Genomic DNA, 21513 nt, shown 5'->3' on the forward strand with positions numbered 1-21513 from the left:
ATCATGGGGTTGCGGCGGGCCTGTGGCCGGCCGCAGCGGTGCTGTTACTGCGGGTAGTTGCGCTTTTTCGGGCCTGTGTACAGCTGACGCGGGCGGCCGATGCGGTTCGGGCTGCTGTGGAATTCGCTCCAGTGGGAGATCCAGCCAATGGTGCGTGACAGCGCGAAGATCACGGTGAACATGCTGGTTGGGATGCCAATGGCCTTGAGGATGATGCCGGAGTAGAAATCGACATTGGGGTACAGTTTGCGCTCGACGAAGTAGGGATCTTCCAGGGCAATCTGTTCCAGGCGTTTGGCGATCTTCAGCAGCGGTTCGTTCTCGACGCCCAGCTCTTTCAGTACCTGATCGCAGGTCGCTTTCATGACCTTGGCGCGCGGGTCGAAGTTGCGGTAGACGCGGTGACCGAAGCCCATGAGGCGGAAGGGGTCTTCCGGATCCTTGGCACGCTCAACATATTCTGCGATGTTGGATTCGTCGCCAATCTCTTCCAGCATGGTCAGTACGGCTTCGTTGGCGCCGCCGTGAGCCGGCCCCCAGAGTGCGGCAATACCTGAAGATATACAGGCAAAGGGGTTGGCGCCGGAGGAGCCTGCCAGGCGAACCGTGGAGGTCGAGGCGTTCTGCTCGTGGTCGGCGTGCAATACAAAGATGCGGTCCATGGCCTTGGCCAGTACCGGATTGGGTTTGTATTCCTCGCAGGGCGTGCCGAACATCATGTGCAGGAAATTTTCGGCGTAACCCAGGTCGTTGCGCGGGTACATGAACGGCTGGCCGATGGAGTATTTGTACGACATGGCGGCCAGGGTCGGCATCTTCGCGATCAGGCGGAAGGCGCAGACTTCGCGGTGGTGCGCGTCGTTGATGTCCAGGGAGTCGTGGTAGAACGCGGACAGGGCGCCAACGCAGGCAACCATGATGGCCATCGGGTGGGCATCACGACGGAAGCCGTTAAAGAAGTGGCTCATCTGCTCGTGAACCATGGTGTGGTTCTTGATGATGTGGATGAATTCTTTTTTCTGCTCTTCGGTGGGCAGCTCGCCATTGAGCAGCAGGTAGCACACTTCCAGGTAGTCGGATTTGTCTGCCAGCTGTTCGATGGGGTAGCCGCCGTGCAGCAGTATGCCCTGGTCGCCGTCGATATAGGTGATTTTGGATTCGCAGGCAGCTGTGGAGACGAAGCCGGGGTCGTAGGTGAACAGACCTTTGCCGGTGAGCGGGCGGACGTCTATTACGTCTGGGCCTTCTGTGCCGGAGTAAACGGGCAATTCGATAGCTTCATCAAGGCCGTCGACTGTCAACCGTGCTTTCTTGTCAGCCATTTGCGGCTCCTATCTTGTCGTAAGTATTACCGTGGCACGCTCATGGCATGCCACATCTCAATGTCTAGGCCCGATTTGGACCCACCCAATATAGAGATTGAATCAGGATTGTCAATTGGCTGAAGGGGTCTTATCTTCGCAGTGCAGCAAAAATCGGATAAAGCGGTAGCGAGAGAGCTTGCGCCTATAGGCCATTAGTTGTAGATGCAGGCAGTATGGGTGTTGGCGGGCATTTGGCGCGCTTAGGCGGGTCGCTGTTTCATTGTAATCTGTGGGGGGAATGCTTATACTCTCGCACCGAAGTTGCGGCGCCAACGGTGGTTTTCGCGGCTTCGACGACAGGGGTATTTACTCTCTGAGCACTTCCTAGCAACCCTGTTCTGCAATAGAACAGCCAAGTGTGAACTAGAGCCGTGACCAAAAAAAGACCTGTAAACCTAGATCTGCGAACTATTAAACAGCCCCTTCCGGCGATCTCTTCAATTTTGCATCGCATTACGGGTGTCGCGTTGTTCTTTGGCGCCATCTTTATGTTGTATGCATTGGGATTGTCACTGGAATCCGAGGCTGGATTCAACGAAGCAGTTGTCATGTTTGAAGACAGCTTCTTTGCAAAACTGATAGCGTGGGGATTGCTGTCAGCACTGGTATACCACTGCCTGGCGGGCGTTAAGCATCTGGTGATGGACGCTGGCTATTTTGAAGAACTGGAAAGCGGTCAGCTGGCAGCGAAGGCAACTCTGATTGCCGGTGCTGTGTCGATCCTTTTGGTGGGGGTGTGGGTATGGTAACCAGTATCACGAGTTTTGGCCGCAGCGGCCTGTATGACTGGATGGTGCAGCGGGTAACCGCCGTCGTTCTGGTTGCCTATGCCGTGTTCATGATTTTCTATCTCGCGTTTGGTGATGAGCTGACGTTTGAGCAGTGGAAAGGATTGTTCGACGGTACTGCAATGCGCATTTTTACCCTGCTGGCTCTGTTTTCCATGGCAGCCCATGCCTGGATCGGGCTCTGGTCAGTGTCGACCGACTACATCAAGCCGACTGGCGCGCGTTTTCTGTTCCAGTCCGTCTGTGGTCTGCTGACCTTCATATATGTCGTGTGGGGCATTCAGATTCTGTGGGGTATCTAAGCGATGACTAAGCTGCGTACGCTAACTTTCGACGCAATTGTAGTCGGTGGCGGTGGTGCGGGTATGCGTGCAGCACTGCAGCTGGCCCAGTCCGGTTTGAATACGGCCTGTGTCACCAAGGTGTTCCCGACCCGCTCGCACACGGTATCCGCCCAGGGCGGCATTACCTGTGCAATCGCCAGTGCCGATCCGAACGACGACTGGCGCTGGCACATGTACGATACCGTCAAGGGCTCCGATTACATCGGTGACCAGGATGCGATCGAGTACATGTGTTCTGTCGGTCCCCAGGCGGTGTTTGAGCTGGACCACATGGGGCTGCCGTTCTCCCGTACGGAAATCGGCCGTATCTATCAGCGTCCTTTCGGCGGTCAGTCGAAGAACTTCGGTGAAGGTGGTCAGGCTGCACGTACCTGTGCCGCGGCTGACCGTACCGGTCACGCGCTGCTGCACACGCTGTATCAGGGCAACCTGAAAGCGGGCACCGTGTTCCTGAATGAATGGTACGCCGTTGATCTGGTGAAAAATGCCGAAGGCGCTGTAGTCGGCTGTATCGCCATCTGCATCGAAACCGGCGAAACCGTTTACATCAAGGCCAAGGCCACTGTTCTGGCTACCGGCGGTGCGGGTCGCATCTATGCGTCCACCACCAATGCCCTGATCAATACCGGTGACGGTATGGGCATGGCGCTGCGCGCAGGCGTGCCGGCCCAGGATATGGAAATGTGGCAGTTCCATCCAACCGGCATCGCCGGTGCCGGTGTGCTTGTGACAGAAGGTTGCCGCGGTGAAGGTGGCTACCTGGTCAACAAGGACGGCGAGCGCTTCATGGAGCGTTATGCGCCCAATGCCAAGGACCTTGCAGGCCGTGATGTTGTTGCCCGTTCCATGATTCTGGAGCTGCTCGACGGTCGTGGCTGTGGCCCGGACGGCGATCACGTCTTCCTGAAACTGGATCACCTGGGTGAGGAAGTGCTGCACTCCCGTCTGCCCGGTATCTGTGAGCTGGCCAAGACCTTTGCGGCCGTGGATCCGGTGAAAGAGCCAATCCCGGTTGTTCCGACCTGCCATTACATGATGGGTGGCGTTCCCACCAACATCGGCGGTCAGGCGATCGGTATGGATGCTGAGGGCAATGACTGCATCATCGACGGACTCTTTGCCTGTGGCGAAGTGGCCTGCGTATCGGTACACGGTGCTAACCGTCTGGGCGGCAACTCGCTGCTGGATCTGGTGGTATTCGGTCGTGCAGCCGGTATTCAAATCGAGAAGCAGCTGCAGGAAGGCTATGAATGCCTGGATGCGACTGATGCTGATATAGAAGCGGCCATGTCGCGTCTGAATCGCCTCAATAACAGCACCGGCGGCGAAAGCGTGGCTGAGGTTCGCAAGGACCTGCAGAGCACCATGCAGCTGTACTTCGGCGTGTTCCGCGATGGCGGCAGCATGCAGAAAGGTCTGGAGTTGCTCAAGGGTCTGCGCGAACGCGTTGGCAATCTCAATCTGGAAGACAAGTCCGGCGCCTTCAATACCGCGCGTATCGAAGCTCTGGAGCTTGAAAACCTGATGGAAGTGGCTGAAGCGACTGCCATTGCTGCCGAGGTCCGCAAGGAATCCCGCGGTGCGCATGCGCGTAACGACTTCACTGAGCGTGATGACGAGAACTGGCTGTGTCACTCCCTGTTCCATCCGGTCGACAAGCGCATCACCAAACGTGCGGTGAACTTTGCGCCCAAGACCATGGAAGCTTTTCCGCCGAAAATCAGAACGTACTAAGGGGCTGTTACGATGCTGGTAAGTGTATATCGCTACAATCCTGAGACTGACGATGCGCCTTACATGCAGGATATCCATATCGATATCCCCGGTGGCAAGGACATCATGGTGCTGGATCTGCTTCAGCTTCTGAAGGACAAGGACCCGTCCATGGCCTACCGTCGCTCCTGCCGTGAAGGCGTGTGCGGCTCAGATGGCATGAACATGAACGGCAAGAATGGTCTGGCCTGCATCACGCCGCTGTCTGCGGTGGTGGAAAAGGACAAACTGGTTCTGCGCCCGCTGCCGGGTCTGCCGGTTGTGCGTGACCTGGTGGTCGACATGGGTCAGTTCTACAAGCAGTACGAGAAGATCAAGCCGTTCCTGATCAATGATACGCCGGCACCGGCGATCGAACGTCTGCAGTCGCCGGAAGAGCGCGCTGAGCTGGACGGTTTGTACGAGTGTATTCTCTGTGCATGCTGCTCCACTGCCTGTCCGTCCTTCTGGTGGAATCCGGACAAGTTTGTCGGACCTTCCGGTCTGTTGCAGGCTTACCGCTTCCTGGCGGACAGCCGTGATACGGCAACCCGGGAGCGTCTGGCGGAGCTTGATGATCCGTTCAGCGTCTTCCGCTGCCATGGCATCATGAACTGTGTCAGCGTTTGTCCCAAGGGGCTCAACCCCACCAAGGCAATCGGCAAGATCCGGAATATGTTGCTACAACAGGCGACCTGATCCGATGAAAGAAAGCGGCACCGGTGGTGCCGCTTTTTTTTGTGTGTATAAAAATGGTCGCTGGCGGTGAGTTCGAGCAGTCGGAAAAAGGTCGGTCGGCTACAGCATAGAAATATGCATCGGTTGATTAAGTTTTTTTGTCGAATGCCACGCGGCTTTGATGTGTAAAGCCTGTTACAAAAGGCGTACAATACTGCCCCGCGTTTATGCGCTTTTTTGATAGGCGTGAGGCGACACAAAACGGTAACAAAAAGGTGGCATCCAGCGGATGTTACGGAAGGAAATGGTGCAACCTTTCGTGCTGGTGTACTCCTTGAGCCAGGGTGATCAAAGAATGCAAGATGGCGTAATGGAGCTGTTATGGAAGAATGCCCACCTATATGGTGGCAACCTTTCATACGTCGAACAACTTTACGAAACCTACCTTATGGATCCAAACGCCGTTCCCCAGGAATGGCGCGAAGAGTTTGACCGACTACCCAAGGTCGGCGAGCACATCTCTCAGGATGTGCCTCACTCACCGATCCGTGAACACTTCCTCTACCTCTCCAAAAACCAGGGTCAGTCCCGTCCGGTTGAAGTCAGCAGCGTCTCGTCCGAGCATGAAAAGAAGCAGGTGCGTGTCCTGCGGATGATCAATGCTTATCGCGTGCGTGGACATCAGGCTGCGGACATAGATCCGCTTGATCTGCACAAGCGTGAGCCGGTGCCGGATTTGGACCTGCGTTTCCACGAGCTGAGCGAAGCGGACTATGACACTGTGTTTCAGCTGGGTTCACTCTTCTTCGGCACCGAAGAAGCACCGCTGAAACAGATTGTCGAGGATCTGAAACGCACGTACTGCACCACTGTTGGTGCCGAGTACATGCACATTGTTGATACCCAGGAAAAACGCTGGCTGCAGCAGCGCATTGAGCCTGTGCGCAGCCATCCGGCGCTGGAAGTGCCGGAGCGCAAGCATATTCTTGAGCGCCTGACGGCGGCCGAGGGTCTGGAAAAGTACCTCGGTGCCCGCTACGCCGGCGCCAAGCGCTTTGGCGTGGAAGGCGGCGAAGCGCTGATTCCACTGATGGACCAGCTGGTGCAGCGCGCAGGTCGTGCAGGCGCCAAGGAAGTCATTATCGGAATGGCGCACCGCGGTCGTTTGAACGTGCTGGTGAACATTTTTGGCAAGAACCCCGCCGAACTGTTCGGCGAGTTCGAAGGCAAGAAAGTGATCACCACCTCAGGTGACGTCAAATACCACCAGGGCTTCTCCTCCAACGTCATGACCCCGGGCGGCGAAGTCCACCTGGCCATGGCATTCAACCCGTCGCATCTGGAGATCGTGTCTCCGGTGGTCGAAGGGTCGGTGCGTGCACGTCAGGATCGTCGTCAAGACTCTATCGGTAGCACTGTTGTGCCGGTGTCGATCCACGGTGATGCGGCGTTTGCCGGTCAGGGGGTGGTCATGGAGACATTCCAGATGTCCCAGACCCGCGCCTACAAGACCGGCGGCACCATTCACATCGTGATCAACAACCAGGTCGGTTTTACCACATCGCGCAAGGAAGACGCGCGTTCGAGCGAGTACTGCACCGATGTGGCGAAAATGGTCCAGGCGCCGATTTTCCACGTCAACGGCGATGATCCCGAAGCCGTCAGCTTTGTAACCCAGGTTGCCCTGGACTACCGCAACGAGTTCAAAAAGGACGTCGTTATTGACCTGGTGTGCTACCGCCGCCGCGGTCACAACGAAGCGGATGAGCCGTCTGGCACCCAGCCGCTGATGTACGCCAAGATCAAGGCCCAGAAAACCACCCGCGAACTCTATGCCCAGCGCCTGCTGGAAGCCGGTGTCATCGACGCCGACGAAAGCAAGGCGATGGAGCAGGAATACCGTCGCGCGCTGGAAAATGGTGATCATGTTGCCAAGGCGCTGGTGCTTGAGCCCAATACCGAGCTGTTTGTCGACTGGCGTCCGTACCTGGGCCATGAGTGGTCCTTCGAGTGCGACACCAGCGTTAACATGAAGCTGCTGCAGGAGCTGGCCAACAAGGTCTGCGAAACGCCGGAAGGCTTTGTGGTACAGCGTCAGGTGCAGAAGATCTATGAAGATCGCAAGCGCATGGCGGCGGGCGCAATGGCTCTCAACTGGGGCTTCGCCGAGACCATGGCCTATGCCACGCTGCTGGCGGAAGGCTACCCGATCCGCCTGACCGGTCAGGACGTGGGTCGAGGCACCTTCTCCCATCGCCATGCCGTGCTGCATAACCAGAAAGATGCCAGTTGCTACGTGCCGCTGAAAAATCTGGCGGAAGATCAGCCGAACATGACCATTCTGGATTCCTACCTGTCGGAAGAGGCGGTGCTGGCGTTCGAGTATGGTTATGCCACGACTATCCCCAACGCGCTGGTGATCTGGGAAGCTCAGTTTGGTGACTTCGCCAACGGTGCCCAGGTGGTGATCGACCAGTTCATCACCAGTGGCGAGCAGAAGTGGGGCCGTCTCTGCGGTCTGACCATGCTGCTGCCCCACGGCTTCGAAGGCCAGGGTCCGGAGCATTCCTCTGCCCGTCTGGAGCGCTTCCTGCAAATGTGTGCCGAGCACAACATTCAGGTCTGCACCCCGACGACGCCGGCACAGATTTTCCATCTGCTGCGTCGCCAGGTGGCACGTCCGCTGCGCAAGCCGCTGATTGTCATGTCGCCCAAGAGCCTGTTGCGTCACAAACAGGCGACATCGACGCTGGAAGATCTGGCCGAAGGCACCTTCCTGCCGGTGATCGGCGAAGTGGATCAGCAGGATGCCGCCAAGGTGAAGCGCCTGGTGCTCTGCGGTGGCAAGGTCTACTACGACCTGTACAACCGCCGCGCTGAACAGGGTCTGACCGATGTGGCCATCGTGCGCATTGAGCAGCTGTACCCGTTCCCGGAGGCTGCGCTGGCCGAGGCAATTGCCGGTTACACCAACCTGGAATCTGTCGTCTGGTGTCAGGAAGAGCCGATGAACCAGGGCGCCTGGTATTGCAGTCAGCACCACATGCGCAATGTGTTGCAGCGTCACAATCCGGCACTGCACCTGGGTGGTGTCGGACGTCCGCATGCGGCAGCGCCTGCGGTGGGCCATATATCGGTGCATATCGAGCAGCAAGACGCGCTGGTCAACGAAGCACTCAACGGTTAATGACAGGTCGTATCGCGGGATACGACCTTGCGGAGCACACAAGGAAACAACATGTCCATCGAAATCAAAGCCCCGACTTTTCCGGAATCCGTCGCAGACGGCACAGTAACGACCTGGCACAAGCAGCCTGGCGAAGCCTGTGCGGCCGATGAGCTGATTGTCGATATCGAAACCGACAAGGTTGTACTGGAAGTGGTTGCACCGGCTGACGGTGTCATCAAGGCAATCCTCAAGGGTGAAGGCGAAACCGTCCTCAGCGATGAAGTGATTGCTCAGTTTGAAGCCGGCGCTGCCGGTACCAGCGCTGATGCAGCACCTGCTGCTGACGCCGCCGCAGGCGACGCCGACAAGGTTGGCCCGGCTGCACGCAAGCTGATCGACGAAAACAACCTGAATGCCAGCCAGATTGCCGGAACGGGCAAAGGCGGCGGCATCACCAAGGAAGATGTACAGAACTTCATCAAGTCCGGTGCCAAGGCGCCCGCGGCGGCGGCTCCTGCAGCGCCTCAGGCGGCCAAGGCTGCACCTGCACCTGTCGCCGTCAGCGTTGCTGCCGGTGAGCGGGTTGAGAAGCGCGTACCCATGACGCGTCTGCGTGCCACCATCGCCAAGCGCCTGGTGGAAGCACAGCAGAGCGCGGCCATGCTGACGACCTACAACGAAGTCAACATGAAGCCGGTGATGGAGCTGCGCAAGCAGTACAAGGATCTGTTCGAAAAAGTACACGGCGGCACGCGCCTGGGCTTCATGTCCTTCTTCGTCAAGGCGGCTACCGAAGCGCTGAAACGCTTCCCGGCGGTCAATGCCTCCATCGACGGCAATGACATGGTCTACCACGGTTACCAGGATATCGGCGTCGCCGTGTCCACCGAGCGTGGTCTGATGGTGCCTGTATTGCGTGATACCGACAGCATGAGCCTGGCCGACGTCGAGTCCACCATTGCTGATTTCGGCAAGCGCGGCCGTGACGGCAAACTGGGTCTGAACGACATGCAGGGCGGCACCTTCACCATCACCAACGGTGGTGTCTTCGGATCCCTTATGTCCACCCCGATCCTGAACCCGCCGCAGACTGCGATCCTCGGCATGCACAAGATCCAGGAACGCCCGATGGCGGTCAACGGTCAGGTTGTTATCCTGCCGATGATGTATCTGGCGCTGTCATATGATCACCGTATGATCGATGGCAAAGAGGCTGTCCAGTTCCTGGTCACTCTCAAGGATCTGCTGGAAGACCCGGCCCGCATGCTGCTGGACGTTTAAGCAGCCTACCGTACTTCTAGAGCATTTAAGGATAGGAAGAAATGTCTGATAAATTTGACGTAATTGTTATTGGTGCGGGTCCTGGCGGCTATGTGGCGGCGATTCGTGCGGCTCAGCTGGGTCTGAAAACAGCTTGTGTCGAGAAGTGGATTGATGGCAAGGGCGCTCCGGTTCTTGGCGGCACCTGCCTGAACGTGGGTTGCATCCCGTCCAAGGCGCTGCTGGAATCGACGCACAAGTACCACGAAGTGAAGGACAACGCAGCTGTTCACGGTATCAACGTCAGCGACGTGCAGATGGACGTTAAACAGATGGTCGCCCGCAAGGACACCATCGTTAAAAACCTCACCGGTGGCATCGCCGGCCTGTTCAAGGCCAACGGCGTAACCCTGCTGGCAGGTGCTGGCAAGCTGCTGGCGGGCAAGCAGGTTGAAGTCACTGCAAAGGATGGTACTGTCAGCGTTCATGCAGCTGAAAACGTGATCCTGGCGTCCGGTTCCGTGCCGGTGAACATTCCGCCGGCGCCTCTGACCGACGGTCTGATCCTGGACAACGAAGGCGCGCTTAACATCGATGAAACGCCGAAACGCCTGGGCGTTATCGGTGCCGGTGTTATCGGTCTGGAAATGGGGTCTGTATGGGCTCGCCTGGGTTCGGAAGTCACAGTGCTGGAAGCCATGGACAGCTTCCTGGCGCTGGCCGATCAGGACGTTGCCAAGGAAGCCGCCAAGCTGCTCAAGAAGCAGAAGCTGGATATCCGTCTGGGCGCCCGCGTAACCGGCACCGAGATTCTGGATGGCAAGGAAGTGAAGGTGAAATTCACCGACGCTGAAGGCGACAAGGAAATGATCGTCGACAAGCTGATCGTGGCGGTTGGCCGTCGCCCGCTGACGCAGAACCTGCTGGCAGGTGACAGCGGCGTTGAGCTGGATGAACGCGGCTTCATCAAGGTTGACGAGCAGTGCCGTACCGAGATGCCGGGCGTATTCGCCATTGGTGACTCGGTACGCGGCCCGATGCTGGCGCACAAGGCGTCTGAAGAAGGCATCATGGTTGCCGACATCGTGGCGGGCCACAAGGCGCAGGTGAACTACGATGTGGTTCCCAACATCATTTACACCCACCCGGAACTGGCCTGGGTTGGCAAGACCGAGCAGGAACTGAAAGCGGCCGGCGTGAAATACAAAACCGGCAAGTTCCCGTTCGCGGCGTCCGGCCGTGCCATGGCATCCAACGACACCGACGGTTTCGTCAAGATCATCTCTGACGAAGTCACCGATCGCGTGCTGGGTGTGCACATGGTCGGCGGTATCGCGTCCGAGCTGATCGCGCAGGGCGTCATCGCGATGGAGTTCTGCTCCACTACCGAAGACCTGCAGTTGACCATGTTCGCGCATCCGACTGTCAGCGAAGCGGTACATGAAGCAGCGCTGGCGGTGGATAACCACGCGATCCATATCGCCAACCGCAAAAAGAGATAAGCCGGTAAAACGGGCTTATGAATGGCCGGATACAAATCCGGCCATTCCTATTAGACGCTTGTCGTATAAACGAGTGAGCACGAATACTGTATGCTCGCCTGGCGGGCTTAGTATTCATAATTGACCAGACAACGGACAAGAGCATGAACCTTCACGAGTACCAAGGTAAACAGCTGTTTGCCACCTATGGTCTGCCGGTTTCCAAGGGATACGCGGTAGATACTCCGGAAGACGCAGCGGCTGCGGCGAAGAAAATTGGCGGCAGCCAGTGGGTTGTCAAGGCGCAGGTACATGCCGGTGGCCGAGGCAAGGCCGGTGGCGTCAAGCTGATCACTTCTCCGGAAGAAGCTAGCGCATTCGCTGAAAAATGGCTGGGCAAAAACCTGGTGACCTACCAGACAGATGCCAACGGTCAGCCGGTTTCCAAGATTCTGGTTGAAACCTGCACCGATATCGCTCAGGAACTGTACCTGGGTGCGGTGGTAGACCGTTCTTCACGTCGTATCGTGTTCATGGCCTCCACCGAAGGTGGTGTCGAGATCGAGAAAGTTGCAGAAGAGACTCCGGAAAAGATTCTCAAGGCAACCATCGACCCAATGACCGGTGCGCAGCCCTACCAGGGCCGCGACCTGGCATTCAAACTGGGCCTCAAGGGCGACCAGATCAAGCAGTTCGTAAGCATCTTTATGGGTCTTGCGAAAATGTTTGAAGAAAAGGACCTGGCGCTGCTGGAAATCAACCCGCTGGTCATCACCGATGCCGGTAACCTGCACTGCCTGGACGCCAAAATCGTTCTGGACGGCAATGCACTCTACCGTCACAAGGATCTGCAGGAAATGCACGATCCGTCCCAGGATGATGCCCGTGAAGCCCGTGCGGCCGAGTGGGACCTGAACTACGTGGCACTGGATGGCAACATCGGCTGCATGGTTAACGGCGCAGGCCTGGCCATGGGCACCATGGACATCGTCAAGCTGCATGGCGGCAAGCCGGCCAACTTCCTTGACGTTGGCGGCGGTGCCACCAAGGAACGTGTTACCGAAGCGTTCAAGATCATCCTGTCCGACGACAATGTTAAAGCGGTATTCGTCAACATCTTTGGCGGCATCGTGCGTTGTGACCTGATTGCCGACGGTATCATCGGTGCGGTTAAGGAAGTGGGCGTGAACGTGCCCGTCGTTGTTCGTCTTGAAGGCAACAATGCGGAACTCGGTGCACAGCGTCTGGCTGAATCCGGACTGGATATCATTGCAGCAACCAGCCTGACCGACGGTGCTCAGCAGGCGGTTAAAGCAGCGGAGGGTAAATAATGTCGATTTTGATCAACAAGGACACCAAGGTCATCTGCCAGGGTTTCACCGGTGGCCAGGGTACCTTCCACTCCGAACAGGCGATTGCATACGGCACCCAAATGGTCGGTGGTGTTACACCGGGCAAGGGCGGTACCGAGCACCTGGGCCTGCCGGTGTTCAACACCGTACAGGAAGCCGTTGACGCGACTGGCGCTGATGCCTCCGTGATCTACGTGCCGGCTGCATTCTGCAAGGATTCCATCCTTGAAGCCGCCAATTCAGGCATCAAGCTGATCGTCTGCATCACCGAGCACATCCCGGTGATCGACATGCTGCAGTGCAAGGCCAAGTGTGACGAGCTGGGCGTACGCCTGGTGGGCCCTAACTGCCCGGGCGTTATTACCCCGGGCGAATGCAAGATCGGCATCATGCCCGGTCACATTCACCTGCCGGGCAAGGTCGGTATAGTGTCGCGTTCAGGCACCCTGACCTACGAAGCGGTCAAGCAGACCACAGATGCGGGCTTTGGCCAGTCTACCTGTGTCGGCATTGGTGGCGACCCGATCCCGGGTTCCAACTTCATCGACATCCTGGAGATGTTCGAGAAGGATCCGCAGACTGAAGCCATCGTCATGATCGGTGAAATCGGCGGTTCCGCTGAAGAAGAAGCCGCAGCCTACATCAAGGCCAACGTGACCAAGCCGGTTGTGTCCTACATCGCAGGTGTTACAGCTCCGGCTGGCAAGCGCATGGGTCACGCCGGTGCGATCATCTCCGGTGGCAAGGGTACTGCGGATGAGAAATTCGCCGCCCTGGAAGACGCTGGCGTCAAGACTGTTCGCTCCCTGGCCGATATCGGCAAGGCGCTTGCCGAACTGACTGGCTGGGAAATGAAGTAAAAATCGCCTGATTTCAGACGATTAAAAAAGGCAGCTTCGGCTGCCTTTTTTTGTGCCTGCTTGCTGAAGACGGAGTAATTGACGGCAAGAAAACTGAGCCAGGCAGGCGGGCCTCGGTTGCTTCAGCTGAACAAGATTGAACGGCTGGGGTCCAGAGTTCGTATACTCAGACCAAAGTGCCTGGAGGACTGATGGATATATTGCCGCTGTTTCCGCTGCCGGTCGTGTTGTACCCCGGCTCACGCCTGCCGTTGCAGATCTTTGAGCCGCGCTATTTAACGATGGTCTCCGAATCCTTTCGCCGTCAGAGCGGGTTTGTCATTGTCCAGACCCGCAGCGATCAGGCGGTCGCACGGGGCCAGGCGCCATTCCATGCTGTGGGGGTCTATGGCGAGATCATCGACTGGGATCAGTTGCCCAATGAGCGTCTGGGTATCCTGGTGCAGGGCTTGCGGCGGGTGCGCATCGGGCCTGTGCAGGCGCAACCGGACAACCTGTTGCTGGGAGAATGTGACCGGCTGGCGGTTGAGCCCGCCGCGCCGGTGCCGCCGGAGTATGCAGGCCTGCAGCAGTTATTGTGTCAGATGCTGAAGCATCCGACCTTTGCACCCCAGGCCGCGGACACCGACACCGGGGATGCGGTGACACTGGGCTATCGTCTGGCCGACTGGCTGCCGTTTTCGGCCGAGGACAAGCAGGAGCTGCTGGCCTGCGATGGCCCGGCGGCCAGGCTTAAGCTGATTCATGACGCCATCGATTGGGATCGTTAGAGCATTTTCATCTTACCCCGATCCATATCCGGCTGCCTCTAAGTAAGGAAACACTCAAAACAACCTTGATCGACAGATAAGTGTTTCGTGAAAATGCTCTAACCACCTGGCTCGTTAACAATAAAAGGGGGTCTTTCGCAGGGATCCGCAATACAGCCAACAACGGTAGCTTTTTGATAATCCCTGTTACGACCTCCTGGTCGTGTTACTTTCTTTGCACGAACAAAGAAAGTATGTCGCCGACAGGCGAAATACGGGCTCGAAAAAATCAGCGGAGCTTCCGCCTGCAAGCGCGATCTAGAGCACTTTCATCTTACCTCGACCTTATCCGGCCGCCTCGAAGTAAGGAGGCACTCAAACAAAACAACCTCGATCGACAGCTAAGTGTTTCATGAAAATGCTCTAGCTGAACAGGGCTTCGTAGCCAAAGAGCACCAGGCAGCAGAGGCCGTAAAGCCCCAGCCCAAAGCGCCAGTTCCAGCCAAAAAACCGAAAGGCGTTGATGCCAAAGCGACCCTGCATGGCCAGGTGAGTACCGGAGCAGGGTGATACGACGACGCCCAGGGACCAGCTCATCAGGATACTGAGGCCCAGCAGGTTGGGGTCTGTTACAACGGGCATCAGCATGCCCGCGAGACTGCTGACGGTAATCACCGGATGTATGCCGAAAATGGCTGCCAGCGCGCTGAGGCCGACCAGGCCTGCGGCCTCTGCCGCCCCGAAGTGCTGCAGCGACAGCTCTATGCCGCTGTAATGCACCAGCGCCGAGATGCCGGCCATGAGTACACCCGCTGCCAGGAACAGCAGCAACTCGCCATGCATGCCGGGCACTGCCTGTTCGATATGCTGGCGATAGCGCCGGGCACCTTGGTGGCGGCTCTGGTACAGCAAGAGCAGCAGCGGCAGGGACAGGCCGCAGATCGTAATCAGGCTTAAAATGCCCAGCCAGGGCAGCAACTGGTGCCCGGCCATCACCAGCAATACCAGTACCAGCGGGATGCGCAGCGCCTCGGGCTGAATGGGATAACCGGCAAAGTCGGGGCTCTCCTTGCGTCTTGCCAGGCAGTAACCGGCCAGCAGCAGGGCGGGCAGGGCAACGCTCAGGCCGCCAAGGCTCATGGGCAGCAGGCTGGACCCCGGTGCCAGGGTGAGGGCTATGCCCATGGCGACAAAAAAGGGTGACCAGAGGGCGGCGAGGCTAAAGCCGCGGGACAGTGCTATCGCCTGGAGGGGTTGCAGCGGGTGTGCGCTGTGTAGCCGGTCGCCGATGATGGTGAGGGCGGAAAAATTGATCGCTGCACCGAACAGGTGCGTCCCCAGTAGCGTCTTCCACAGCGCCGCCCGGCCACGGGGCAGGCTGACAGGGTTTGTTGAGTCGGTATGACCGGTGTTGCCTGTTGAATTGCCTGCGGCAGCAGGAACGGCAACCAGACGCAAAAAGCCTACCGCAACCAGCATGGCGATCAGTACCTGGCTGTTGGCCAGCGCCTGGGCGCCGTAGATAAGCAGTTCGCCCTGATAGGCCGCCTGCAGCAAACCGGCAGCGCCGACGCTTAACATCAGCAGCACCTGGATTCGCTGCAGCCCGCCGAGGCGGCGGAACAGCAACAGGCCGGCGGCCCAGGCCAGAGCGCCCGGAACCTGGGGCGGTACAAGTCCGCTGAGAGCGCCTGCAATAGAGCTCAGTGCGGCGGCGAACAGTAGCCAGCCTGTTAATGCACCGCGCTGAATACCGGTTTTGGGTTGGCGGGCATGGGGTTCAGTCGCGCTCCGGGAGCTGGCCTGTGTGGCAGGTTCAGTCACGGGTGCGGCAGCGTTCGGCCGGTACGCTCAGCGCCTGCAGCAGGTACTGCTTGAAGCCCTCGGGCCAGGGTTGCTGTTGCAGCGCTTTTTGCATGCACAGCAACCAGGCATCGCGCCTCAGGCTGCCGATGCGCAGCTGGGCATGGGCGGCGGGAATGCTGATAGGCCCGTATTTTTCGCGGTAGAGCTTGGGGCCGCCGAGCCAGCCGCTGAGAAAGCAGCTCAGCTTGTCTCGTGATTCGCTCAGGTCCTGGCGGTGCATGGCGCGGATGTCGGCGGCGTCTGCCAGGCTATCCATCTGGTCGTAAAAGGCATCAACCAGGCGGCGAATGCCGTCAATGCCGCCGGCGGCCTGGTAGGAGGTGTCGCCGTCACCGTATTGTGGTCGGCCGGGTTCGGAAATCTGCATGCTGTGGTTGCCCGTCTGACAGGGGTAGTGAAAGCGTCGTGTGACACAGGCCGTGCCTGCGGCTTGTCGTATTGTACGGCGGCGGGCAGCAGCGAATCAAAACCGGTGTGCGTCCAGCTCGATGGACTCTATCTGCTGTCCCAGGGTGACCACGCGGCCGCGGTAGCGGTTCTCGCCCGTGGCGGTGAATTCGAACTGATAACTGCGCCAGAAACGCAGACTGCCGCGCAGGTCGCGCTTGAGCCAGATGGCCCGCAGGCCCACGCTGTCATCAAGCAGCTGCACATCCAGCTCTTCACAGCGCTTGCGGGTCGCACGCAGCGCGGTTTCCCGCACCTTCTGCCCCTGCCACCAGTGCAGGCAGACAAAGCTGACGAGGCTGAGCCAGAACAGGTCCTGTAGCTCGATATTCATAGGGCATTATCCATTGGCAGGTTTACGCGAGTACGCGCTTCAGGGTGCTGATAATAGTTGATAGAAATGCTAGGGTATAGGGGCCGCGGCGGCACCGCGGACCTGCAGACTCTTCTGCCGAAGGCGACAGAGCGTCCCGACAGAAACTGCTGAGTTACTCCCAGTCCCTGAAAGCTGCAATGAGACCCACCATGAGCGTGCTGCGAACCCTGGAAAACCTTAATTTTGACAACAGTTTTGCACGGCTGCCGGAGCGATTCTACCAGATCACCGAGCCGCAGCCGCTTCAGGGCGCGCACCTGATCAGTTTCAATACCGAAGTGGCGACCCTGCTGGACCTTGATCCCTGCCAGGTCACGCCCGAGGCGCTGGCGAATTACTTTGGCGGTCACGCGCCTTTGCCGGGCTCGGAATCCCTGGCCATGAAGTACACCGGGCACCAGTTTGGCGTCTATAACCCGGATCTGGGTGATGGTCGCGGTCTGCTGCTGGGCGAAGTGCTCAACCAGGCCGGTGAGCGCTGGGATCTGCACCTCAAGGGCGCCGGCAAGACGGCCTTTTCCCGCTTTGGCGACGGGCGCGCGGTCCTGCGTTCCAGCGTGCGGGAGTATCTGGCGGGGGAGGCCATGCAGGGGCTGAATATTCCTACCACCCGGGCGCTCTGCCTGATTGGCAGTGAAGACTATACGCGGCGTGAAGGTATGGAGCCCTGCGCCATGCTGTTGCGCGTGTCGCGCTGTCATATCCGCTTCGGTCACTTCGAATACTTTTACTACCACCGCCTGCACGATGAACTCAAGCAGCTGGCCGATTACTGCATCGAGCGTTACTTTCCCCATCTGGCCGCGGATGAGAACCCCTATCAGTCGATGTTTGCCGAAGTGGTGCAAAGTACAGCCGAGCTGGTGTCGCGTTGGCAGGCCTACGGTTTTGTGCACGGTGTTCTGAACACCGACAACATGTCGCTGCTGAGCGAGACCTTCGATTACGGCCCTTACAGTTTCCTGGATGGCTACCAGAACGACTATGTCAGTAACCAGAATGATCATCAGAAACGCTATGCCTTCAAGGCTCAGCCCGGTGTGGTGCTGTGGAATCTGGCCTGCCTGGGTCAGGCCTTGCTGCCACTGGTGGAGCGGGCGGATCTGGAGGCGCAGCTCGAGCGCTTTGGCGGCCTCTATGAGGCGGCGGAGCTGGCACGCTACCGCGAGCGCCTGGGGCTTGTGGCGCAGGATGTTGGCGACGCCGCGCTGGTGTCGTCGCTCAAGGCCCTGATGGCGGAGCAGCGTATCGACATGACCCGCTTTTTCCGCAGCCTGAGCCGGTTTGATGGCTCCGATGAGGCGCTGGGCGCGGTGCTGGCACTCTGGCCGGATCCGTCCAGGGTCACTGACTGGCTGTTGCAGTACCAGGCCCGGCTGGATCTGGAGGCCGGGACGAGCAGCGATCGCCAGGCTTGCATGCTGGCGGTGAATCCCAAATACATACTGCGCAACTATATGGCTGAAGAGGCGATTCGGGGGGCGCACCAGGGCGACTTCACCCTGGTTAACGACCTTATGACCCTGTTGCGCACCCCCTGTGCCGAGCAGCCCGAGTTTGAGCGCTTTGCCGGCGAGCCGCCGGACTGGGCCGGCGCTATCTGCCTGACCTGTTCCTCCTGATCCGCTTGTCCTGAAAAACTATTAACCTGGCGATGAAATAGGCCGTCCCGCCCTGTTTCATCATCGCCCTTGAAAATCAGGCGGAATTTGTGAAACTCCTGGATTTTCAAGGGTTCGCATTGGCCGTTGGCCAATGGCGGCGCACCCTGCGCCAGAGTATTAAACCGGCTCTGCAGACGTAAAATGCCACCGGTTTAATACTGCAGCCATTCCGGCCTCTGGCCGGCTTGCGCTGTGCTGTTGCCCGGTGGAGGCGCGCACTGGCTTGATTTACAATGACGTGCTTTTTGAAATCGGGCGGATATTGATGACAAGCGATGTAGTGGTGGATTTTCTAAGGTTGCACTGGATTAACCTGCTGGCGCTGGGCTGGTTCCTGCTGTGTTTTCGTGGCTACATGACCTATGCGCGCATTAAAGCACACACCACGCCCTGCCTGGCCAGTGTGATGCACCTGTACCGGCTGGAGTGGATGCGCCATATGCTGATGCGTGACAATCGCGTGCCCGACACCACCGCCATCGCCAATCTGGAGCGCACGGTGGCGTTTTTTGCCTCCACCACCATCCTGATTCTGGCCGGTCTCATGACACTGCTCAATGTGTCCGATGAAGCCATGAACATAGTGCGGGATATTCCCTATGCCTATCCGCTCTCGGCCGGGGAGTGGGAGCTCAAGCTGCTGCTGCTGATCCTGCTGTTTGTCTATTCGTTCTTCAAGTTCACCTGGAGCCTGCGCCAGTATGGTTTTTCATCGGTGATGATCGGCGGTGCGCCTGTGCCGAGCGAGTCGCTTAATGAGCAGCGCCTGCAGGCCCACGCGGCCCGTATCGCTGATATGACATCCCTGGCGGCCAACAACTTCAATATTGGCCTGCGTACCTACTATTTCTGCGTTGCTGTGCTGGGCTGGTTTATCAACCCCTGGCTGTTCATGTTGCTGTCGGGCACAGTGGTATTCGTGCTCTACAGGCGTGAATTCGTCTCCCTGGCGCTGCAAACCATGATGATGAGCACCGAAGTCGAGCGCTGAAATGGCGGCCCCTGCAGGGGTTATGCACATGAGCTTTGCATTCAGGCCTTGAAATCGACTCTGCCGGCCCCATCTCTGGAGCACAGGCGAGTTACCTGAAATTGTTGCAGAACCAAGGGCCTATATATTCATGAGTACCGAAACCCAGAAAGAAACTCTCGGATTCCAGACGGAAGTGAAGCAGCTGCTTCATCTGATGATTCACTCCCTGTATTCCAACAAGGAGATCTTCCTGCGCGAGCTAATTTCCAACGCCTCGGATGCGGCGGAAAAGCTGCGTTTTGAAGCGCTGTCCAACGCCGATCTGTACGAGAACGACGGCGATATCAGGATTCGTGTCAGCTTCGACGAAGCCGCCAAGACCATCACCATCGACGATAACGGCATTGGCATGAGCCGCCAGGATGTTATCGATCATCTGGGCACCATTGCCAAGTCCGGCACTTCCGGATTCCTGTCCCAGCTGACCGGCGACCAGAAAAAGGACAGCCAGCTGATCGGTCAGTTCGGTGTGGGCTTTTACTCGGCCTTTATCGTTGCCGACAAGGTGGATGTGTTTAGCCGTCGTGCGGGCCTGGCGGCAGCCGAAGGCGTGCACTGGTCCTCCCGTGGTGAAGGCGAATTCAGCATCGCCACGCTGGAAAAAGAGAGCCGCGGCACCAGCATCGTGCTGCACCTGAAGGAAGAAGAAGCCGAGTTCGCCAACAGCTGGCGCCTGCGCGAGTTGGTGCGCAAGTACTCCGATCACATCGCGCTGCCGGTCGTGATGCAAAAGGATGCCGTTGAGCCAGAAGAGCCGGAAGAAGGCCAGGAGCCGACGCCGGTGGCAGCGCCCCAGGACGAGACTGTCAACAGTGCCACGGCCCTCTGGACACGCAGCAAGAGCGAAGTGACCGACGAGGAATACTCCGAGTTCTACAAGCATGTCTCCCATGATTTCAACGATCCGCTGAGCTGGTCTCATAGCAAGGTCGAAGGCAGCCTGGAATACAGCTCGCTGCTGTACGTACCGGAAAAAGCCCCCTATGACCTCTGGAACCGCGAAGCCCCCCGTGGCCTGAAACTGTATATCCAGCGTGTGTTCATCATGGACCAGGCGGACCAGTTCCTGCCGCTGTACCTGCGCTTTATCAAGGGTGTGGTGGACTCCAGCAACCTGTCGCTGAACATTTCCCGCGAGATCCTGCAAAAGGACCCGCATGTCGATAAGCTGCGTGCGGCCCTGAGCAAGCGCGCCCTGGACATGCTGGCCAAGCTGGCCAAGAACGATGCCGACAAGTACCAGGCGTTCTGGAAAGAGTTCGGCCAGGTGCTCAAGGAAGGCCCGGCGGAAGATCACGCCAACCGCGAAAAAGTACTCAAGCTGCTGCGCTTTGCCTCCACTCATACGGGCACCAGCGATCAGAACGTGGGTCTGGATGACTACGTGGCCCGCATGCAGGAAGGTCAGAGCAAGATTTACTACGTGGTGGCCGATTCCTTCAACGCCGCCAAGAGCAGCCCGCACCTGGAAATTTTCCGCAAGAAGGGCATTGAAGTGCTGCTGCTGACCGATCGTATCGACGAGTGGATGATGAGCCACCTGTTCGACTTCGACGGCAAGTCTTTCCAGGATGTCAGCAAGGGTGAGCTGGATCTGGGCGAGGTTGAAAACGAGGAAGAGAAAGCCGCCCAGGAAGCGACCGCCAAGGAGCTTTCCGGCCTGGTTGAGCGTCTCAAGACCCAACTGGGTGAGCGGGTATCGGATGTGCGTATCACGCACCGCCTGACCGACTCCCCGGCCTGCGTGGTACTGGGCAGCTATGACATGGGCGCGCAGATGCGCCGCATCATGGAAGCCGCCGGCCAGCCCGTGCCTGAAGTGAAACCGGTGTTTGAGCTCAACCCTGCGCATCCGCTGATTCAGAAGCTGGACCAGGAAGTGGATGAAGATCGCTTTGGGGAGCTGTCCCTGGTGATCTTTGATCAGGCGGGACTTGCCGCCGGTGGACAGCTGGATGATCCGGCCGCCTACGTGGCGCGTCTCAACAAGTTGTTGCTTGAACTGAGTCAGTAAGCCGGTAAGTCACCCGCAGGGTATAAAAGCGGCCTTTGGAGGCCGCTTTTTTTGTGCTTTATATTCGTGCACTCGCGAGTGCCAGAGGCTTATGGGGTGGCGCCTGTGGCATCTGTTAATCGCGGATGCAGAATGCTGGTATTTTGCCATCAGATCGGTGACACTCAAGTCAGCAACAAGCTGTTTAGTTACGCATATTTTTTAGTAAAAGAGCACTCAGTTAACAATGTCCAATTTCCAGCAGTCCACAAATGCAAGCTCGACCTTCCCCTGTCTGGGCAAGGCTCGAGCTGTCCTGGTGCCCTTGTGGCGTCGG

17 protein-coding genes are annotated in these 21513 nt (G+C 58.2%); 13 read left to right on the plus strand and 4 right to left on the minus strand.

The features are described from left to right. Positions 1-44 precede the first annotated feature (44 nt). Positions 45-1322 carry a citrate synthase gene (gene gltA, locus A8C75_RS07485; protein ID WP_067380188.1) on the minus strand — a complete coding sequence of 426 codons (1278 nt, stop codon included), beginning with the start codon at positions 1320-1322 and terminating at the stop codon, positions 45-47. Positions 1323-1735: 413 nt separating this feature from the next. Between gltA and sdhC the strand changes: the two genes are divergently transcribed. The 10 genes from sdhC to A8C75_RS07535 all read left to right on the plus strand — a co-directional run bounded on the left by sdhC (position 1736) and on the right by A8C75_RS07535 (position 13818). Continuing rightward, complete coding sequence (gene sdhC / locus A8C75_RS07490) at positions 1736-2113, plus strand: succinate dehydrogenase, cytochrome b556 subunit (RefSeq protein WP_067380191.1); 378 nt, start codon at positions 1736-1738, stop codon at positions 2111-2113. Continuing rightward, positions 2107-2454, plus strand: a complete 348-nt coding sequence (sdhD, locus tag A8C75_RS07495) for a succinate dehydrogenase, hydrophobic membrane anchor protein (protein WP_067380194.1) — start codon at positions 2107-2109, stop codon at positions 2452-2454. The genes sdhC and sdhD overlap by 7 nt, the downstream gene beginning before the upstream one ends. 3 nt (positions 2455-2457) lie before the next feature. Further along, complete coding sequence (gene sdhA, locus A8C75_RS07500) at positions 2458-4230, plus strand: succinate dehydrogenase flavoprotein subunit (protein ID WP_067380197.1); 1773 nt, start codon at positions 2458-2460, stop codon at positions 4228-4230. A 12-nt stretch (positions 4231-4242) separates the two neighbouring features. Beyond that, entirely contained in the window at positions 4243-4947 is a 705-nt protein-coding gene (locus tag A8C75_RS07505; protein ID WP_067292746.1) for a succinate dehydrogenase iron-sulfur subunit, read from the plus strand. Between the two features lie 334 nt (positions 4948-5281). Next, complete coding sequence (locus tag A8C75_RS07510; RefSeq protein WP_084784224.1) at positions 5282-8113, plus strand: 2-oxoglutarate dehydrogenase E1 component; 2832 nt, start codon at positions 5282-5284, stop codon at positions 8111-8113. A 51-nt stretch (positions 8114-8164) separates the two neighbouring features. Continuing rightward, positions 8165-9376 carry a 2-oxoglutarate dehydrogenase complex dihydrolipoyllysine-residue succinyltransferase gene (gene odhB / locus A8C75_RS07515; RefSeq protein ID WP_067380203.1) on the plus strand — a complete coding sequence of 404 codons (1212 nt, stop codon included), beginning with the start codon at positions 8165-8167 and terminating at the stop codon, positions 9374-9376. 41 nt (positions 9377-9417) lie between these two features. After that, the gene (gene lpdA / locus A8C75_RS07520; protein WP_067380206.1) at positions 9418-10857 is read left to right on the plus strand and encodes a dihydrolipoyl dehydrogenase; all 1440 of its coding nucleotides are present in this window, start codon (positions 9418-9420) and stop codon (positions 10855-10857) included. Between the two features lie 143 nt (positions 10858-11000). After that, positions 11001-12167, plus strand: a complete 1167-nt coding sequence (gene sucC, locus A8C75_RS07525) for an ADP-forming succinate--CoA ligase subunit beta (RefSeq protein ID WP_067292737.1) — start codon at positions 11001-11003, stop codon at positions 12165-12167. Next, positions 12167-13048 carry a succinate--CoA ligase subunit alpha gene (gene sucD / locus A8C75_RS07530; RefSeq protein WP_067380209.1) on the plus strand — a complete coding sequence of 294 codons (882 nt, stop codon included), beginning with the start codon at positions 12167-12169 and terminating at the stop codon, positions 13046-13048. The genes sucC and sucD overlap by 1 nt, the downstream gene beginning before the upstream one ends. Before the next feature lie 191 nt (positions 13049-13239). Then, on the plus strand, positions 13240-13818 hold the full coding sequence (locus A8C75_RS07535; RefSeq protein WP_067380213.1) for an LON peptidase substrate-binding domain-containing protein: 579 nt from the start codon (positions 13240-13242) through the stop codon (positions 13816-13818). 402 nt (positions 13819-14220) lie between these two features. Here A8C75_RS07535 and A8C75_RS07540 read toward each other — a convergent pair whose 3' ends face one another. The 3 genes from A8C75_RS07540 to A8C75_RS07550 form a co-directional block, all read right to left on the minus strand. After that, positions 14221-15621 (minus strand): hypothetical protein, encoded by a 1401-nt coding sequence (locus A8C75_RS07540; RefSeq protein ID WP_067380216.1) that lies wholly within the window; start codon positions 15619-15621, stop codon positions 14221-14223. Then, positions 15614-16030, minus strand: coding sequence for a group II truncated hemoglobin (locus tag A8C75_RS07545; protein WP_067380219.1), 417 nt, complete (start codon positions 16028-16030; stop codon positions 15614-15616). The genes A8C75_RS07540 and A8C75_RS07545 overlap by 8 nt, the downstream gene beginning before the upstream one ends. Before the next feature lie 96 nt (positions 16031-16126). Beyond that, positions 16127-16444: a DUF3301 domain-containing protein gene (locus A8C75_RS07550; RefSeq protein ID WP_084783847.1), complete on the minus strand. Its 318-nt coding sequence runs from the start codon at positions 16442-16444 to the stop codon at positions 16127-16129. Between the two features lie 191 nt (positions 16445-16635). Here A8C75_RS07550 and A8C75_RS07555 point away from each other — a divergent pair, with 191 nt between their 5' ends. The 3 genes from A8C75_RS07555 to htpG all read left to right on the plus strand — a co-directional run bounded on the left by A8C75_RS07555 (position 16636) and on the right by htpG (position 21197). Then, a complete protein-coding gene (locus A8C75_RS07555) occupies positions 16636-18108 on the plus strand; it encodes a protein adenylyltransferase SelO (RefSeq protein WP_084783849.1) in 1473 nt (490 codons plus the stop codon). Positions 18109-18415: 307 nt separating this feature from the next. Next, a complete protein-coding gene (locus tag A8C75_RS07560) occupies positions 18416-19141 on the plus strand; it encodes a DUF599 domain-containing protein (protein ID WP_084784225.1) in 726 nt (241 codons plus the stop codon). Between the two features lie 130 nt (positions 19142-19271). Beyond that, complete coding sequence (htpG, locus tag A8C75_RS07565; protein WP_067380221.1) at positions 19272-21197, plus strand: molecular chaperone HtpG; 1926 nt, start codon at positions 19272-19274, stop codon at positions 21195-21197. Positions 21198-21513: the final 316 nt, after the last annotated feature.

This window comes from Marinobacterium aestuarii, assembly GCF_001651805.1.
Classification (GTDB): domain Bacteria; phylum Pseudomonadota; class Gammaproteobacteria; order Pseudomonadales; family Balneatricaceae; genus Marinobacterium_A; species Marinobacterium_A aestuarii.

Bases quoted from the DNA above. Each gene is read 5' to 3' on its own strand.
- gltA (WP_067380188.1), bottom strand. From the start codon at position 1,322: ATGGCTGACAAGAAAGCACGGTTGACAGTCGACGGCCTTGATGAAGCT.
- sdhD (WP_067380194.1), top strand. From the start codon at position 2,107: ATGGTAACCAGTATCACGAGTTTTGGCCGCAGCGGCCTGTATGACTGG.
- sdhA (WP_067380197.1), top strand. From the start codon at position 2,458: ATGACTAAGCTGCGTACGCTAACTTTCGACGCAATTGTAGTCGGTGGC.
- A8C75_RS07505 (WP_067292746.1), top strand. From the start codon at position 4,243: ATGCTGGTAAGTGTATATCGCTACAATCCTGAGACTGACGATGCGCCT.
- A8C75_RS07510 (WP_084784224.1), top strand. From the start codon at position 5,282: ATGCAAGATGGCGTAATGGAGCTGTTATGGAAGAATGCCCACCTATAT.
- odhB (WP_067380203.1), top strand. From the start codon at position 8,165: ATGTCCATCGAAATCAAAGCCCCGACTTTTCCGGAATCCGTCGCAGAC.
- lpdA (WP_067380206.1), top strand. From the start codon at position 9,418: ATGTCTGATAAATTTGACGTAATTGTTATTGGTGCGGGTCCTGGCGGC.
- sucC (WP_067292737.1), top strand. From the start codon at position 11,001: ATGAACCTTCACGAGTACCAAGGTAAACAGCTGTTTGCCACCTATGGT.
- sucD (WP_067380209.1), top strand. From the start codon at position 12,167: ATGTCGATTTTGATCAACAAGGACACCAAGGTCATCTGCCAGGGTTTC.
- A8C75_RS07535 (WP_067380213.1), top strand. From the start codon at position 13,240: ATGGATATATTGCCGCTGTTTCCGCTGCCGGTCGTGTTGTACCCCGGC.
- A8C75_RS07545 (WP_067380219.1), bottom strand. From the start codon at position 16,030: ATGCAGATTTCCGAACCCGGCCGACCACAATACGGTGACGGCGACACC.
- A8C75_RS07550 (WP_084783847.1), bottom strand. From the start codon at position 16,444: ATGAATATCGAGCTACAGGACCTGTTCTGGCTCAGCCTCGTCAGCTTT.
- A8C75_RS07555 (WP_084783849.1), top strand. From the start codon at position 16,636: ATGAGCGTGCTGCGAACCCTGGAAAACCTTAATTTTGACAACAGTTTT.
- A8C75_RS07560 (WP_084784225.1), top strand. From the start codon at position 18,416: ATGACAAGCGATGTAGTGGTGGATTTTCTAAGGTTGCACTGGATTAAC.
- htpG (WP_067380221.1), top strand. From the start codon at position 19,272: ATGAGTACCGAAACCCAGAAAGAAACTCTCGGATTCCAGACGGAAGTG.